This is a genomic window from Nocardia sp. GCM10030253 (genome assembly GCF_042675075.1).
Lineage (GTDB): Bacteria > Actinomycetota > Actinomycetes > Mycobacteriales > Mycobacteriaceae > Nocardia.
In genome coordinates, this window is sequence record NZ_JBHTDL010000009.1 from 55,683 (window position 1) to 70,706 (window position 15,024).

At 67.3% G+C, this 15,024-nt stretch carries 15 protein-coding genes and 2 tRNA genes; 8 read left to right on the forward strand and 9 right to left on the reverse strand.

All coding sequences use genetic code 11. From position 1 onward, the window contains the following. Positions 1 to 2: 2 nt before the first annotated feature. The gene (locus tag ACFQZZ_RS21035) at positions 3 to 725 is read right to left on the reverse strand and encodes a TetR/AcrR family transcriptional regulator (protein WP_378683321.1); all 723 of its coding nucleotides are present in this window, start codon (positions 723 to 725) and stop codon (positions 3 to 5) included. Between the two features lie 97 nt (positions 726 to 822). On the opposite strand from ACFQZZ_RS21035, the gene ACFQZZ_RS21040 reads away from it, so the two are divergent. Next, entirely contained in the window at positions 823 to 1,524 is a 702-nt protein-coding gene (locus ACFQZZ_RS21040; RefSeq protein WP_378683324.1) for an NAD(P)-dependent oxidoreductase, read from the forward strand. Here the strand turns inward: ACFQZZ_RS21040 and ACFQZZ_RS21045 are convergent. The 4 genes from ACFQZZ_RS21045 to ACFQZZ_RS21060 all read right to left on the reverse strand — a co-directional run bounded on the left by ACFQZZ_RS21045 (position 1,518) and on the right by ACFQZZ_RS21060 (position 2,901). Further along, complete coding sequence (locus ACFQZZ_RS21045) at positions 1,518 to 1,922, reverse strand: DUF1801 domain-containing protein (RefSeq protein WP_378683327.1); 405 nt, start codon at positions 1,920 to 1,922, stop codon at positions 1,518 to 1,520. The genes ACFQZZ_RS21040 and ACFQZZ_RS21045 overlap by 7 nt on opposite strands. A gap of 70 nt (positions 1,923 to 1,992) precedes the next feature. Then, positions 1,993 to 2,409, reverse strand: coding sequence for a hemophore-related protein (locus ACFQZZ_RS21050; RefSeq protein WP_378683330.1), 417 nt, complete (start codon positions 2,407 to 2,409; stop codon positions 1,993 to 1,995). Positions 2,410 to 2,706: 297 nt separating this feature from the next. Then, positions 2,707 to 2,780, reverse strand: a tRNA-Pro gene (locus ACFQZZ_RS21055). Positions 2,781 to 2,827: 47 nt separating this feature from the next. Beyond that, positions 2,828 to 2,901 (reverse strand) — tRNA-Gly (locus tag ACFQZZ_RS21060). 474 nt (positions 2,902 to 3,375) lie between these two features. Between ACFQZZ_RS21060 and ACFQZZ_RS21065 the strand changes: the two genes are divergently transcribed. After that, positions 3,376 to 4,374 carry a diguanylate cyclase domain-containing protein gene (locus tag ACFQZZ_RS21065; RefSeq protein WP_378683333.1) on the forward strand — a complete coding sequence of 333 codons (999 nt, stop codon included), beginning with the start codon at positions 3,376 to 3,378 and terminating at the stop codon, positions 4,372 to 4,374. 56 nt (positions 4,375 to 4,430) lie between these two features. On the opposite strand, the gene ACFQZZ_RS21070 is transcribed toward ACFQZZ_RS21065, so the two are convergent. After that, complete coding sequence (locus ACFQZZ_RS21070) at positions 4,431 to 5,246, reverse strand: Fpg/Nei family DNA glycosylase (protein WP_378683336.1); 816 nt, start codon at positions 5,244 to 5,246, stop codon at positions 4,431 to 4,433. 23 nt (positions 5,247 to 5,269) lie between these two features. After that, positions 5,270 to 5,743 carry a ribose-5-phosphate isomerase gene (locus ACFQZZ_RS21075; RefSeq protein ID WP_378683339.1) on the reverse strand — a complete coding sequence of 158 codons (474 nt, stop codon included), beginning with the start codon at positions 5,741 to 5,743 and terminating at the stop codon, positions 5,270 to 5,272. Between the two features lie 144 nt (positions 5,744 to 5,887). On the opposite strand from ACFQZZ_RS21075, the gene ACFQZZ_RS21080 reads away from it, so the two are divergent. Next, on the forward strand, positions 5,888 to 6,994 hold the full coding sequence (locus ACFQZZ_RS21080) for a M48 family metallopeptidase (RefSeq protein WP_378683341.1): 1,107 nt from the start codon (positions 5,888 to 5,890) through the stop codon (positions 6,992 to 6,994). 63 nt (positions 6,995 to 7,057) lie between these two features. Here ACFQZZ_RS21080 and ACFQZZ_RS21085 read toward each other — a convergent pair whose 3' ends face one another. Beyond that, positions 7,058 to 7,696 carry a DsbA family protein gene (locus ACFQZZ_RS21085; protein ID WP_378683344.1) on the reverse strand — a complete coding sequence of 213 codons (639 nt, stop codon included), beginning with the start codon at positions 7,694 to 7,696 and terminating at the stop codon, positions 7,058 to 7,060. 195 nt (positions 7,697 to 7,891) lie between these two features. On the opposite strand from ACFQZZ_RS21085, the gene ACFQZZ_RS21090 reads away from it, so the two are divergent. The 4 genes from ACFQZZ_RS21090 to ACFQZZ_RS21105 all read left to right on the forward strand — a co-directional run bounded on the left by ACFQZZ_RS21090 (position 7,892) and on the right by ACFQZZ_RS21105 (position 11,471). Continuing rightward, on the forward strand, positions 7,892 to 9,106 hold the full coding sequence (locus tag ACFQZZ_RS21090; protein WP_378683347.1) for an NAD(P)/FAD-dependent oxidoreductase: 1,215 nt from the start codon (positions 7,892 to 7,894) through the stop codon (positions 9,104 to 9,106). Positions 9,107 to 9,225: 119 nt separating this feature from the next. Next, positions 9,226 to 9,624: a YciI family protein gene (locus ACFQZZ_RS21095; protein ID WP_378683349.1), complete on the forward strand. Its 399-nt coding sequence runs from the start codon at positions 9,226 to 9,228 to the stop codon at positions 9,622 to 9,624. Positions 9,625 to 9,646: 22 nt separating this feature from the next. Beyond that, positions 9,647 to 10,867 (forward strand): RNA polymerase sigma factor, encoded by a 1,221-nt coding sequence (locus tag ACFQZZ_RS21100; RefSeq protein WP_378684077.1) that lies wholly within the window; start codon positions 9,647 to 9,649, stop codon positions 10,865 to 10,867. Positions 10,868 to 10,922: 55 nt separating this feature from the next. Then, on the forward strand, positions 10,923 to 11,471 hold the full coding sequence (locus tag ACFQZZ_RS21105; protein ID WP_378683351.1) for an NUDIX domain-containing protein: 549 nt from the start codon (positions 10,923 to 10,925) through the stop codon (positions 11,469 to 11,471). Positions 11,472 to 11,476: 5 nt separating this feature from the next. On the opposite strand, the gene ACFQZZ_RS21110 is transcribed toward ACFQZZ_RS21105, so the two are convergent. Beyond that, positions 11,477 to 12,307, reverse strand: coding sequence for a phosphoribosylaminoimidazolesuccinocarboxamide synthase (locus ACFQZZ_RS21110; protein ID WP_378683354.1), 831 nt, complete (start codon positions 12,305 to 12,307; stop codon positions 11,477 to 11,479). 126 nt (positions 12,308 to 12,433) lie between these two features. Between ACFQZZ_RS21110 and pepN the strand changes: the two genes are divergently transcribed. After that, positions 12,434 to 15,016, forward strand: coding sequence for an aminopeptidase N (gene pepN, locus ACFQZZ_RS21115; protein WP_378683357.1), 2,583 nt, complete (start codon positions 12,434 to 12,436; stop codon positions 15,014 to 15,016). Positions 15,017 to 15,024 lie beyond the last annotated feature (8 nt).

A 15,024-nucleotide genomic window follows, 5' to 3' on the forward strand; every position in this document is an offset into this window, starting at 1 on the left:
GGTCAGACCGGCTGCTTCGGCGGTGTCAGACCGAGCGAGCGTACGAGATGTCCGATCTCGTTGCGGTACAGCTTGCCCGGCGCGGTGGTCTGCGCACGTAGGTGACCGAGGATCTCCAACGAGACCAGACCGTGCAGATGTCCCCAGATTCGCAGGGCGATCGCGATGGCCGCCGGCGGTAGCCCGGGGAACTCTTGCTCGACCTCACCGACCAGCTTCGGGTCGAAGTCCGACCATTCGAAACCGTTGTCCGCATAGTGCTTCTCGGCCTCCGGCCAGGCACCGGCCGCCAGCCCCGTCAGTCCCGCACAGACACGATGCTCGGCCTCGGGTGCCGCGCCACCGGCAGGTGCTCGGTAGCCGGGCACCGGGTCGCCGTAGATGAGCCGGAAGCCTTCGGGATTGGCCAAGGCCCAATCGCGGAAGGCACAGGCCCAGGCCAGGATTCGGCCCGCTGGGTCGGTCGGGGGGCAGGCGTCGCGTGCGGCTTCGACAGTGTCGGCGAGTTCGCCGTACACGTCGTTGATGAGTGCGGTGACCAGGTCGTCGCGGGTGGCGAAGTAGCTGTAGACCGCGTTGGCGGTCATCCCCATCTCACGGGCGATGGCACGCAGCGTGATCGCACCCGGACCACCGTCGGCCATCAGGCGCAGCGCAACCTGCTTGATCTCGGTCGTCGTCTCGGAACGTCGTCGTTCCCGCCTGCTCGGCGCCGCTGTGGCCACGAAGCCACTGTACAGCGGCGTGCAGAAACTAGACGTTGCGCGAACACTTCACGGCGTATAATTTTCACACGCCGTACCAAATAGCTCTAGGAGAACCATGTTCATCGGAATCGTCGGCGCGACCGGCAATATCGGTCAGCGAGTGCGCGCCGAAGCCGTGGCTCGCGGTCATCACGTGACCGCGTTCAGCAGGGATGCCACTCGAGTGGCAACGGATCAGCCGAACGTCACCTGGCGCAGCCTCGACGTCTTCGACAGCGATGCCGTCGCGGCCGCCCTGCCCGGGATGGATGTCCTGATCAGCTGCTATCAGCCCGGGAATGCCGCAACGGATTTCACGAGCACGGTCGCGACGTCGATCGCCGACCCGACGGTCTACGCGACCGCGGCGCGGTCACTGGTGCGGGCGCTCGGCAGCCACCCGCGCACCCGCCTGATCGTCGTCGGCGGCGCGGGCAGCCTGGAATTCGCACCGGGCCGGGTTACCGCCGACGACGATCAGCGCCTCACCGACACCCTCGACAGCGTCGGGCTGCCCCGCGAATACGCGGCGGCGGTACGCGGCCACCGCGACGCACTGACCGTGCTGCGCAGCTCGAACCGGCTGTGGACCTACTTCAGCCCCGCCGAACTGATCGCACCGGGCGAACGCACCGGGCGCTACCGAGTCGGCGGCGACCAGCCGGTGCTCGACGCCGATGGCCGCAGCAGCATTTCGATCGAGGACGCCGCCGTCGCGCTGCTCGACGAGGCCGAGCTGCCGCAATTCGTGCAACGGCGCTTCACGATCGGCTACTGACCGGACCGCTGCGCCTTCAGCTTTCGCCAGCCACCGGCCCGGTTGTCGGCGATGATCTGGCGGAACATCGCCAGCAGGGCAGGGGCGTTGAGGGCTTCCCCTTCGCGGATCGCCACCGTCCGGGCGGTCTCGTTGTCATGGCCCGCGGTGATGATGCCTTCGGGGTCCGGCACGATGGCGCCGTCGTAGAGGAACACGTTGACGTGGAGCCTCGCCGCGAGCAGCGCGCAGATATTGCCGTCCAGCACGAAATACGGCTGGACTGTCCGCTTGATGGTCTCGACGACCTCCGGGTCCGCCTCGTGCACCAGCTCACGAACCTGGTGACAGATCAGCTGCTGCCACTCGGGTAGCGCGTCGATATAGGCGTCGACGCGTGGGTCGGCCTTATAGGACATGCCATCGATCCAAACACAGACACCCGCCGTCGCGTGCCGTGTTACGGCAGGCGACGGCGGGTGCTCGCGATCAGTAGTTGTGGCAGGTGTCGGCCACGGTTTGCATCTTGTCGCGCATTTCGGCGAAGCGCGGGTCGTTGCGGCGTTCCTCGTCCTTCCCGCGATGCTCCTCGATCCGCTCCTTGACCTCGGGATCGTCGAGACGCCGCTGGATGGCGGCCTTGCGCTGCTCGGGCGGCAGGTTCAGCAACTGCTCCAGTTTCGCCTTGCGCTCGGGGTTGGCATCGAGGCGGGCGGCGAACTCGGGGGCGGTCGCACGTAGTGCCGCGTCCACCTGAGCGAAGGAGCACGTCGTTTCCGCGAGCAGGTGGCCGGGTCCGCCCGGTGCCGCGGCCGCGATACCGGGAACCAACAGCGCCGCCGACGCGCCTACGGCGAGCACGCCGCCCGCGACGGCGATCCGGATACGACTCGATGTGGACCTCATGTTCGAACCTCTCCCATTGGGTGAATCTGATGTCGATCAACGACACCTGGGATCGAACCCGGGAATTCTAAGACCAGCCTGGGAACCAGCTGCGAACCACATCCGCATCGGATCCGGGGTCTCGAACCGATCGCTGGGGCGGCGCACGCATCGACCGCTATCACACCGCATCGTCCCAGCGCGTCCTGTAGCTACGGCACGGCCGTCGATACTTCCGGACATGATCGCCGGCGTGTTCGGCGAAGTGGGCGGCCGAGCGATCCCCAGGCCGGGTGATCGCCGCCATTCGAACTGCTGTCGGGGTGACAGGATTTGAACCTGCGACCCTCCGCTCCCAAAGCGGATGCGCTACCAAGCTGCGCTACACCCCGTTGCCCTCGCGGCGGTTCGGCCGCCGCAGAGGATGGATAATCCTGTGTGGAGCGGGTGACGGGAATCGAACCCGCACCATCAGCTTGGAAGGCTGAGGTTCTACCATTGAACTACACCCGCAGGCATACGACATCGATGGGATCGCCACGATGCCGTGTGCGTACCGACTGTACCGAACGTCGCTTCGGAAACGCTAATCGCCCCACGCGGACTGGTGGGCCACAATCATTCTCGTCGGTATGTCCCCGGCTTGACCTCGAGTTGTACGCGGCGGCTATCGCCGGAGGCGGGGCGGGGCCCTATCTTGTTCGGCGCCGTTCCGGCGTGCCGTCGGCGTGTCGGTTCGCGACTTCCCAGCGAACGAAATTCATGTGTAACGCCTGGGCCGTGCGAGCGATGAACTACCGATCGCCATTCGCGAGGCTTCGAGAACACGTTGTAAAACAGCGTTTTTCGAAGCCGGGTGGCTTGCTAGGATCCTTTTTGCCGGACGGGGGTATCTGGAAAGGGGGCGGTGAGCGTGCACCAGGCAAGGTGGACACAGCCGCATGGCAGTGGGAACGATCGGGGTGAGGCCGGCGTAGGTGTGCGTACATGGCACCGCGCTACCGACTTGAACTGCGCCGGGTGAGTGCGATGCCGACCGACATCGAGCCCCCGGTAGCCGCCATGGCCCGGGCTTGGGCGCGTGCTGTCTGCGCCGAGCCCGGTTCGCACGCGGCACCCAAACAGCTGGAACCGGTACTGATCGAGATCATCGAACAACTGCTGCAACTGGCCAGGTCCGAGCCGTTCCCCGTGCCCGAGGCGCGCAGGCTCGGCGCCCGACTGGTCGAGGCGCCGTTCGAACGGACCAGGATGCTGGCGCAGGCCACCCGGTGGCTGCTCGGCTTTCCGGCGGGCGCGCCGGGATCGCTGGTCGCGACGCGCTGGCCGTTGGTCGCCAGCCAGGCCATCGACAGCTATGCCCAAGCCCTGCAGGAGCGCGCGCTGGCCCAGCAGGAACAACATATTTCGGCCGCCGTGTCCCTGCGGGTGCAGGAAATCGCGGCATTGCAGCATCGGCTGCGCCACGAAGCGACACACGACGCGCTCACCGATCTGGCCAACCGGACGCTGCTACAGGACCGGGTGCGGCTGATGGCGGCCGACCCCACCCGCGGCGTCGGTCTGCTGCTGATCGACCTGGACCGCTTCAAGCAGATCAACGATGGCTTCGGGCACGCGGTCGGCGACGAGGTGCTCGTCGAGCTCGCCCGCAGGCTGCGTGAGATCTGTCCGCCGGACACGGTGATCTGCCGTTACGGCGGTGACGAATTCGTGCTCGCTGTCAACCCGCATCGCAACACCCTCGGCGATCTCGCGCACCAGATCGTCGGCGCACTGCGCGACCCGGTGTGGTCGACGGCCGGTCCGGTGCCGGTGTCGGCGAGCGTCGGCACCGCCTACTGTGCCCCGGGCAGCCCTTGCGATTTCACCGACCTGCTTCGCAGAGCCGATCGCGCGATGTACTCGGCGAAGACCGCGGGCGGCAAGCGTTTCGCCCTTGCCGAATCCGATGAACCGGAGATCAAGACGGCCGTCGCAGGCTGAGGAGGACAACCCACAGACCGTCTGTCCGTCCGACGGACGCACAGCGGGTCTGTGGGTCAGCCTGCTTGGCAGCTGGGGCACCAGAACAGGTTTCGCGCCTCCAACACCGTGTGCGCGACCGGCGTGCCGCAGACGCGGCATGCGGAGCCGGGACGGCGGTACACGTAAGTGCGCGGCCGGTCGATCGCATAGGACGGTTCACCGTGGTCGTGCTCGGGCCGGACGACGACCATTTTGCCGACCCGCACACCGACTCGCATCAGCGCGACCAGATCGGTCCACATCGCGTCCCACTCGCCCGCGCTCAGCCCGGTTCCCGGTCGCTGTGGCGAAATACCGTGCCGGAACAGCAGTTCCGCGCGGTAGACATTGCCGACACCGGCGAGCACCTGCTGGTCCATCAGCAGCGCGCCGATCGGCCTGCGCGAGCGGCGAATTCGCTGCCAGGCCCGATCCGGGTCGGCGCCGCGGCGCAGCGGATCGGGGCCGAGCCGTTCGGTCAGCGCCGCCACCTCGGCGTCGGTGTACACCTCGCAGGCAGTGGGGCCGCGCAGGTCGGTGCCGAAGCCTGGCTCGTCGCCCGGCCCGCTCCCGAACATCCGCATCCGCACCTGCCCGACCGGCTCCCCCATCGGTACAAGCGCCTCGGTGAACTTCCCGTACAGCCCGAGATGCACGTGCACGACGAGCCCCGACTCGTAGTGGTGCAGGAGGTGTTTCCCCCACGCCTCGGCCCGCACCAGCAGTTGCCCGTCGACCCGCGCCGCACCGGCGGCGAACTTCCCCTGCGGGCTCGACACCCGCACCACACCGCCCGCGAGGCGCCGCTGATGCAGCTTCGCGAGACGGTGCAGCGTATGTCCCTCAGGCACAGCTGATTACGACCGCGCTCGGATCAGGACGCGGGAACGGCCGGTGCGACACCGGTCTTTTCGTACTCGGCGAGGATGTCGATGCGGCGCTGGTGGCGCTCTTCGCCGGACCACTCGGTCGCGAGGAAGGCGTCGACGATGGCGAGGGCTTCCTCGGTGGAATGCATGCGGCCGCCGATGCCGATCAGCTGAGCGTTGTTGTGCTCGCGGGCCAGCTTCGCGGTCTCCACGCTCCAGGCCAGGGCACAGCGGGCGCCGGGCACCTTGTTCGCGGCGATCTGCTCGCCGTTGCCGCTGCCGCCGAAGACGAGCCCGAGGCTGCCAGGGTCGGCGACGGTGCGGCGGGCCGCCTCGATGCAGAACGCGGGGTAGTCGTCGAGGGCGTCGTATTCGAGGGCGCCGCAATCGACGGCCTCGTGGCCCGCCTGCTCCAGATGGGCCTTGACGAGATTCTTCAGTTCGAAACCGGCATGGTCGGCACCCAGGTATACGCGCATGGCAGCGATTGTGTCAGGCCGCTTCGGCGGGTCCGCGAGGGGATCGGGAGACAACACGGCCCGGATTAACATCCGGACGGCCTTCCCACGAAATCAATTGTGCACAAGACGTGCTCGATCCGAACACTGAATAGAGTCCTTCCCATGCAGCCGCACGAACCCCAGCAGGCAGGCCAGCCGGTCGACCCATACGCCCCGCAGGCCGGGTGGGCACAGGCTCAGGACGCGCCCGCAGCACCCTATGGCTCGGCGCAGTATCCGTCGGCACCCAATCCCTATCCCGCCGGGCCGTATCCCACTCCGCAGTACAGCCCCGCGCCATACGGCGCAGCGCCGGTACCGCCCGCGGTGCCGCCACAGCAACAGCCGCGTGGGCTATCCCCCTTCGGGATGCCCGCCCGGCACAGCTGGGAGATTCCGTTGCTGGTCGTCGTCGTGATGCTGACCGTCGTCGGGTTCATGTTCGCGATCCTGTTCGCGGCGCTCGGCACCATCAACCAGTACATCCTGTTGGTCCTCGCTGCACCGTTGATCGTGTGGTTGGTTCGCGGTCAGACGTTCGCGAGCCTGCGGGTCAACGGCGTCAAGATGTCGCCGACCCAGTTTCCCGAGGGCTATCAGATGGTGGTCGAGGCGGCCGCCCGATTCGGCATGAAGAAGGTGCCCGACGCCTACGTGCTGCTCGGCAACGGCCAGATCAACGCCTTCGCCTCCGGACATGGATTCCGCCGCTTCGTCGCGGTCTACAGCGACCTCTTCGAAATCGGTGGAGCGGCACGGGAACCCGACGCGCTGGCCTTCATCATCGGCCACGAGGTCGGGCACATCGCCGCGGGGCACGTGTCCTACTGGCGGCAGCTCGGCATGTATCTGGTGCCGTTCCTGCCGATCATCGGCAGCTCGCTGATCCGCTCGCAGGAGTACACCGCCGACAATCACGGCTTCTGCAACAGGCACCTCGGCGCACCGGCGGCCATGGGCACCCTCGCCGCGGGCAAGTACATGAACACCCTGGTCGGCTTCGACGAGATGGCCGATCGGGCGCCGGTGGAGAAGGGCTTCTTCGTCTGGATGGTCAACGCCATGTCGTCGCACCCCGTGCTGACCTGGCGAATGTGGGCGCTACGGGATCGCAGCAGGCACGGCAATATGTTCCTGCGTCCGAGCCGGCCGGCAGGCGCTCCACCCGTGGGCGGCTACCCGAGCAGCTACGGCCAAGCCCCCGCGCTACCGCCGAAACCGGTGCCGTAACCCCGGTGGTCCGCGATCCGTGGCACCGCACTCGGTGCCACGGATCGCGGGCAAACGACTCGCCTAGTCGAACGCCGGATCTTCGGTACGGGTGCGCTTGAGCTCGAAGAAGTGCGGGTAGGACGCGAGCGCGACCGCGCCGTCCCAGAGCTTGCCCGCTTCCTCGCCGCGCGGGATCCGGGAAAGCACCGGGCCGAAGAAGGCGACGCCGTTGATGTGAATCGTCGGGGTGCCGACGTCGGGGCCGACCTTGTCCATGCCCTCGTGGTGGCTCGTGCGCAGCGCCTCGTCATAGTCGGTGCTCTCGGCGGCCTCGGCGAGATCAGCGGACAGGCCGACCTCGGCGAGCGAATCGGCGATCACCGCTGCGAGGGACTCCGCCCGCGACTCCCGTTCGTATTCCGCCTTCCGGTTATGGATGCGCGAACCCATGGCGGCATAGAGCGGGGCGAGCACCTTGTCGCCGTGCTCCTTCGCCGCGGCGATCGCAACCCGGACCGGGCCCCAGCCGGTGGCCAGCAGTTCCTTGTACTGCTCCGGCACGCCGTCACGGCCCTCGTTCAGCACGGACAGGCTCATGACGTGGAATCGAACCTCGATGTCGCGCACCTGCTCGACCTCGAGAATCCAGCGCGAGGTGATCCAGCACCACGGGCACAGCGGGTCGAACCAGAAATCGGCAACATCCTTCTCGGAGCTCACAGGTGGCTTCCTCTCGATCACATGCTCGAACAGCGGCGATTCGGCTGGCCGCTATTCGAGCCAACCACGCGATCGCGCGATTCGTTCCCGTCCTCGGATCCGATTTTCGGTAGGTCGTTTTCGAGAACGGCGACGTCGGTGTCCCAGTAGGGTTGGAGCGCAGGAGTCCGGTTCCCTCTCGACAAGGAGTCCGCAATGACCTCTGATCGGCGTTTCGTCATCGTCGGCGGCGGGCTGGCCGCGGCCAAGCTCGCGGAAGCGCTGCGAGACAACGATTTCGACGGGGCCGTCACAGTGATCGGCGCCGAGGAACATCTGCCCTACGAACGGCCACCGCTGTCCAAGGAACATCTGGCGGGCAAGAAGTCGCTCGCCGATTTCACGACGGATCCGGCCCCGTGGTACCGCGACCACCATATCGATCTGCGGCTCGGCACCACCGTCACCGCGATCGATCCGGTCGCGAAGACTGTCACACTGCCCGACGATTCGACACTGTCCTATACCAAGCTGGCCTTGGCGACCGGCTCGACGCCACGTCGCGTGCCGATTCCGGGGGCCGATGCCCCCAACGTCTACACGCTGCGCACCATCGAGGACTCCGACACCCTCATCGGCCTGTTCGGCACGGCCAGGCGGCTCGTGATCATCGGGGCGGGCTGGATCGGCATGGAGGTCGCCGCGGCGGCCCGCGCTCACCAGGTCGAGGTGAGCATTGTCGAGACGGCCGAGCTGCCGTTGCTCGCGGCGCTCGGCCCGGAAATGGGGACGGTCTTCGCAGACCTGCACCGCGCGCACGGCGTCGAGTTCCACTTCGGCGCTCAGGTCACCGAGATCCTCACCCACGACGAGGTGGCGACCGGGGTCCGGCTCGGCGACGGCACCGTCATCGATGCCGACGCGGTGCTGGTCGCAATCGGCGCCCGGCCGAACATCGAACTGGCAGCCGATAGCGGGCTCGCCGTCGATGGCGGGGTGCTCGTCGACGCGAGCCTGGGTACGAGCAATCCGGATATCGTCGCCGTCGGCGATATCGCCGAGCAGCTACACCCTGTGCTCGGGCGCCGAATTCGGGTGGAGCACTGGGCGAATGCGCTCAACCAGCCCGCCGTCGCGGCCGCGACCATGCTCGGCAAGTCCGCGTCCTACGACCGGATGCCCTACTTCTTCACCGACCAGTACGACCTGGGCATGGAATACACCGGGTACGCCGCACCGGGCGACTACGCGCAGGTGGTGGTGCGCGGCGATCTGGCGAAGCGCGAGTTCGTCGCGTTCTGGGTCGATGCCGACAACCGGGTGCTAGCCGGGATGAACGTCAATATCTGGGACGTGACCGACCGGATCAAGGAGCTGATCGGCGAACAGGTCGATCCGGTACGTCTCGCCGATACCTCGGCACCCCTCTGATCGACAGTTGTGGTGCGGATCATCGCGCGAGCATCCAGAATGTGTCGAAACGGCGCAGCGGGCTCCGACCTCACCGCGAGAGCGTCACAGCGACGCACCGAACGGCAAGGAGCCGAGCCATGAAATACATGCTGCTGAAGACCTACAACCCCGCCTCCAACTGCGACACCCCGATCACCGAGTGGTCGCCCGAGGAGATCCAGGCCCACATCGACTTCCAGCGGATACTCGGCGAGGAGCTGGCCAAGTCGGGCGAGCTCGTCGACGCGCAGGGCCTGGCCGGACCGGAGCAGGCGCTGCTGGTCAGCTCCGACGGCCGGTCCGCGCCCGTAGTCACCGATGGCCCGTTCCCGGAGACCAAGGAGTTCCTCGCCGGGTATTGGCTCGTCGACGTGGACAGCCCGCAGCGCGCACTGGAGATCGCCGCGAAGGCATCGGAAGGCCCCGGCCCCGGCGGCAAGCCGATCGGCGAGTACATCGAGGTGCGTGCTGTCATGGGCGCTCCAGCCACCGAGTAGCGACCGGATATTGACCGGGACGCTGCCCGTGGGCACCGAGGACCTGTTGCGCGAACTCGCGCCACAGGTCCTCGGCACACTGGTGCGCCGGTTCGGTGACTTCGATACCGCGGAGGACGCACTGCAGGAAGCCATGCTCGCGGCGGCAATCCAATGGCCGAGCGAGGGGCTGCCGGACAATCCGCGCGGCTGGCTGATCCAGGTCGCGCAGCGCCGGATGGCCGATTTGGTGCGCGCCGAGGTGGCCAGGCGGCGCAGGGAAACAACGGTTTACGAGCGGGACGTGCCCGACTCGGAAGCGGTCGACCACGATGACACGCTCGCCATGTTCTTCCTGTGCTGCCATCCGGCGCTCTCCTCGGCGAGTGCGATAGCAGTGACACTGCGGGCCGTCGGCGGCCTCACCACCAGCGAGATCGCGCACGCCTTCCTGTTACCGGAAGCCACCATGGCGCAACGCATCTCGCGCGCCAAGAAACGGTTGTCCACCCTCGACCGCCCCTTCGCGCGACCGGGTGACGCCGAATGGCGCGAGCGGCTCGGCTCGGTACTGCACGTGCTCTATCTGATCTTCAGCGAAGGCCACACCACCACCTCGGGCTCGGTTCTGCACCGCGCCGACCTGTCCACCGAGGCGATCCGGCTGACCAGGTCGATCCACCGGCTGCTACCCGAGGACACCGAGGTCACCGGCCTGCTCGCGCTGATGCTGCTCACCGACGCGCGCCGGGCCGCACGCACCGGCGCGCACGGCGAACTTATCCCCCTCGCCGAACAGAATCGCGCCCTGTGGGACCGCGCGGCGATCACCGAAGGCGTCACGCTGACGACCGGCACCCTCACACACGGATTGACCGGCCCCTATCAATTGCAGGCAGCCATAGCCGTCCTGCACGCCGGGGCATTACGTGCCGAGAACACCGACTGGACCCGAATTCTCGCCCTCTACAACATGTTCGAGCACATGGCGCCCAACCCCATGGTGACCCTCAACCGCGCCGTCGCCACCGCCATGGTGCACGGCCCCGCAGCCGGTCTCGAACTTGCCGACACCCTCGACGACCAGCTCGCGGGCAACCACCGCCTCGATGCGGTGCGTGGCCACCTGCACGAAATGGCGGGCGATATCGACGCCGCCATCGCTTCTTACACCACTGCCGCGCGCAGCACCACCAGCACGCCCGAACGCGACTACCTCACCATCCGCGCCGCCCAACTCCGCCGCTCGGCTCTGCGCCGCTGACGGGCAGCCGCGTTCATCGGCATCGTGAGCGCCCTCGCAGTCCTGTCCTCGGCCGATGGGCAGTACCACGGCGGACCTGTGTCGGGTCGGCAGCTGTCTGGTGGCGCACGGCAGACTGCATGGTGTGGCAGGCAAATACAGCGCGGGAGTTCTCTTGTTCCGCAGGACCTCCGTCGATACCGAGGTGCTGATCGGACATATGGGTGGACCATTCTGGGCACGTAAAGACAACGGCGCCTGGTCGATTCCCAAGGGCGAGTACGACCCGGAGACCGAGGACGTCACGGTTGCCGCGCGCCGCGAGTTCACCGAGGAACTCGGCCTGCCCGTGCCGGAAGGTGAGTGGATACCGCTGGGGGATGTGCGTTACGGCAGCGGCAAGAGCACGAAGAACCTCACCGTCTGGGCGATCGAGGCGGACCTGGATCCCGTGCGGGTCGTGCCGGGAACGTTCGAGATGGAGTGGCCGCCCCATTCCGGCCGGAGCGCGGCGTTCCCGGAAATCGACCGCGCCGCATGGTTCGACCTCGCCACCGCACACGACAAGCTGGGCACCGGCCAGCGACCGTACTTGGATCGCCTGGCCGATCACCTCGGAGTCTGAACCAGCTAGGCGCTCCAGGTCCGCCCGGTGATCAGCTCGTACGCCCGCACATAGCGCTGTCGCGTCGCCTCGACGATGTCGGCGGGAATCTCGGGGCCGGGCGGCTCCTTGTCCCAGCCGGTCGAGGTCGACCAGTCCCGGACGAACTGCTTGTCGAAGGAGCGCTGCGGGCGGCCGGGCTCCCATTCGTCGGCGGGCCAGAAGCGCGACGAGTCCGACGTGAGCACCTCATCGCCGAGAGTCAGCGTTTCACCGTCCCAGCCGAATTCGACCTTGGTGTCGGCGACGATGACGCCGCGCTCGGCCGCGTGCGCGGCGCCGCGCGAGTACAGGTCGAGAGTCAGGTCGCGCAGCCGCTCGGCGACCTCGCGGCCCTCCTGATTCACGACGTCGTCGAAGGTCATGAACTCGTCGTGGCCGGTATCGGAGATCTTGGTGGTCGGGGTGAAGATCGGCTCGGGCAGCTTGTCCCCCTCGCGCAGGCCCGCGGGCAGCCGGACACCGGACACCGCGCCGTCACGCTGGTACTCGCGCAGCCCCATGCCGACCAGGTAGCCGCGCGCGATGCATTCGACCTGCACCATCTTCAGCGGCTTGACCCGGATGGCGCGGCCTGCGAATTCGGCGGGCACATCCGTGGTGGACAGCACATGGTTGGGGATGTCGGCGAAGAACTCGAACCACCAGTTCGACAGCTGGGTCAGCAGCTTGCCCTTGTCCGGGATCGAGGTGGGCAGCGACACGTCGTACACCGACACCCGGTCGGTGGCCACGAGCAGCAGGGTGTCGCCGTCCTCGTAGAGGTCGCGCACCTTTCCCGCGTGGATGTGCTTCACGTCGCAGCTCCGATCCTGGTCGATAGGGTTCAAGCGAAAAGTTCCGCGCGGGCAACCTTACCGAGGTGGCATTGTGGTCAATGTCGTGCCTGCCCGGGCACAGTTCTTCGACCACGAAGGAGACTCATGTCTGCACCCAACCTGACTCGTGACCAGGCGATCGAACGCGCCTCGACAGTGTCGGTCGAGAACTACCGCATCGAACTCGACCTGACCGACGGGGCGGGTAAACCGGGCGAGCAGACGTTCTCCTCCCGCACCACCGTCACCTTCACCGCCACCCCCGGCTCGAGCACGTTCATCGACATCATGGCGCGCGGTGTCCGCTCGGCGGAGCTCAACGGCGCTCCGATCGACGTCGCCGACTACGACGAGTCCACCGGGCTAACGCTGACCGGGCTTGCCGAGCGCAACAAGCTCGTTGTCGAGGCCGACTGTGAGTACTCGAACACCGGCGAGGGTCTGCATCGGTTCGTCGATCCGACCGACGACGCGGTCTACCTGTACTCGCAGTTCGAGACCGCCGACGCCAAGCGCATGTTCGCCTGCTTCGACCAGCCTGATCTCAAGGCCACCTTCGACATCTCGGTCAGCGCGCCCGATGACTGGAAGGTCATTTCCAACAGCGCTGTCGTGCAAACCCTTGCGGCCGACCCTGGTAAGCACATCTTCCGTACCACCCCGAAGATGAGCACCTACCTGGTCGCGCTCATCGCGGGCCCGTACTCCGTGTGGACCGACTCCTACACCGACGACCACGGCACCATCCCGCTCGGCATCTACTGCCGCTCCTCGCTGGCCGAGCACATGGACGCCGACCGGCTCTTCACCGAGACCAAGCAGGGATTCGGCTTCTACCACAAGAACTTCGGCGTGCCTTATGCCTTCGGCAAGTACGACCAGCTGTTCGTGCCCGAGTTCAACGCGGGCGCCATGGAGAACGCGGGCGCGGTGACATTCCTGGAGGACTACGTCTTCCGGTCCAAAGTGACCCGCGCCTCCTACGAGCGGCGCGCGGAGACAGTGCTGCACGAAATGGCGCACATGTGGTTCGGCGACCTGGTCACCATGAAGTGGTGGGACGACCTGTGGCTGAACGAGTCGTTCGCGACCTTCGCCTCGGTACTGTGCCAGTCCGATGCCACCGAATACACCAGTGCCTGGACTACTTTCGCGAATGCGGAGAAGTCCTGGGCCTACCGCCAGGACCAGTTGCCCTCCACCCACCCGATCGCGGCGGACATCCCCGACCTTGCCGCGGTCGAGGTCAACTTCGACGGCATCACCTACGCCAAGGGCGCCAGCGTGCTCAAGCAGCTGGTCGCCTACGTCGGGCTGGAGCCGTTCCTGGCCGGGCTGCGCGCCTACTTCGCCGAACACGCCTACGACAACGCCACTTTCGACGATCTGCTGACGGCGCTGGAGAAGTCCTCCGGCCGCGACCTGTCGACCTGGGGCGCGCAGTGGCTCAAGACCACCGGCCTGAACATCCTGCGCCCGGACTTCGAGGTGGCCGCCGACGGCACGTTCACCTCGTTCGCCGTCGTGCAGGAGGGCGCGGCGCCCGGTGCGGGCGAACGGCGCGTGCACCGGCTCGCCATCGGCGTCTACGACGACCAGGACGGAAAGCTGGTCCGCACCAAGCGGATCGAACTCGATCTGGAGGCGGCCGAACGCACCGAGGTCCCCGAACTCGTCGGAGTTCCGCGCGGCAAGCTGGTGCTTGTCAACGACGACGACCTCACCTACTGCTCGGTGCGTCTCGACCCCGATTCGCTCGACGTCCTGGTGAACCGCATCGGCGACATCGCCGAACCGCTGCCACGCACCCTGGCCTGGTCGGCCGCGTGGGAGATGACCAGGCAGGCCGAAATGCGGGCGCGCGACTTCGTCGCACTCGTCCAGCGCGGCATCGGCGCGGAGACCGAAATCGGTGTGGTGCAACGCCTGCTGATGCAGGCCAACACCGCCATCGGCAGCTACGCCGATCCCGCGTGGGCCGCGACCACCGGCTGGCCCGAGTTCGCCAACCGCCTGCTCGAGCTGGCCCGCGAGGCAGAGCCGGCCTCAGACCACCAGCTCGCCTTCGTCAACGCACTCACCGGCGCCAGGCTGTCCGCCTGGCACACCGAGGTGCTGCGCGAACTGCTGGATGGTGATCCGGCCAAGGTCGGCCTGCCAGGCCTTGCCGTCGATGCCGACCTGCGCTGGCGGATCATCACCGCGCTCGCGGCGGCGGGCGAGATCGATGCCGACGGCACCGACACCCCGGTGATCGACCAGGAACTGGCGGGCGACCCGACCGCGGCAGGCAAGCGGTACGCCGCCGCCGCCGCGACGGCGCGTCCGATCGCCGAGGTGAAGGAGCAGGCCTGGGCGACGGTGATGGGCGACGATTCGGTCCCCAACATCACCGCCCGCTCGATCGTCGGCGGTTTCGCCCCGGCCGGCCAGGATGACCTGCTGTCGCCCTATGTGGACCGGTACTTCGCCGATGTCCCCGGTGTCTGGGAGCGGCGCTCCAGCGAGGTGGCCCAGACCGTGGTGATCGGCCTCTACCCGGCGTGGGCGATCAACGAGGAGGCCGTCGCGACGGCCGATAAGTTCCTCGCGGGCGATCACCCGCCCGCACTGCGCCGCCTGGTCGTCGAGGGCAAGGCAGGCATCGAGCGCTCGCTGCGCGCCCGCGCCTTCGACGCCGAGTCCTAGAGACCGGC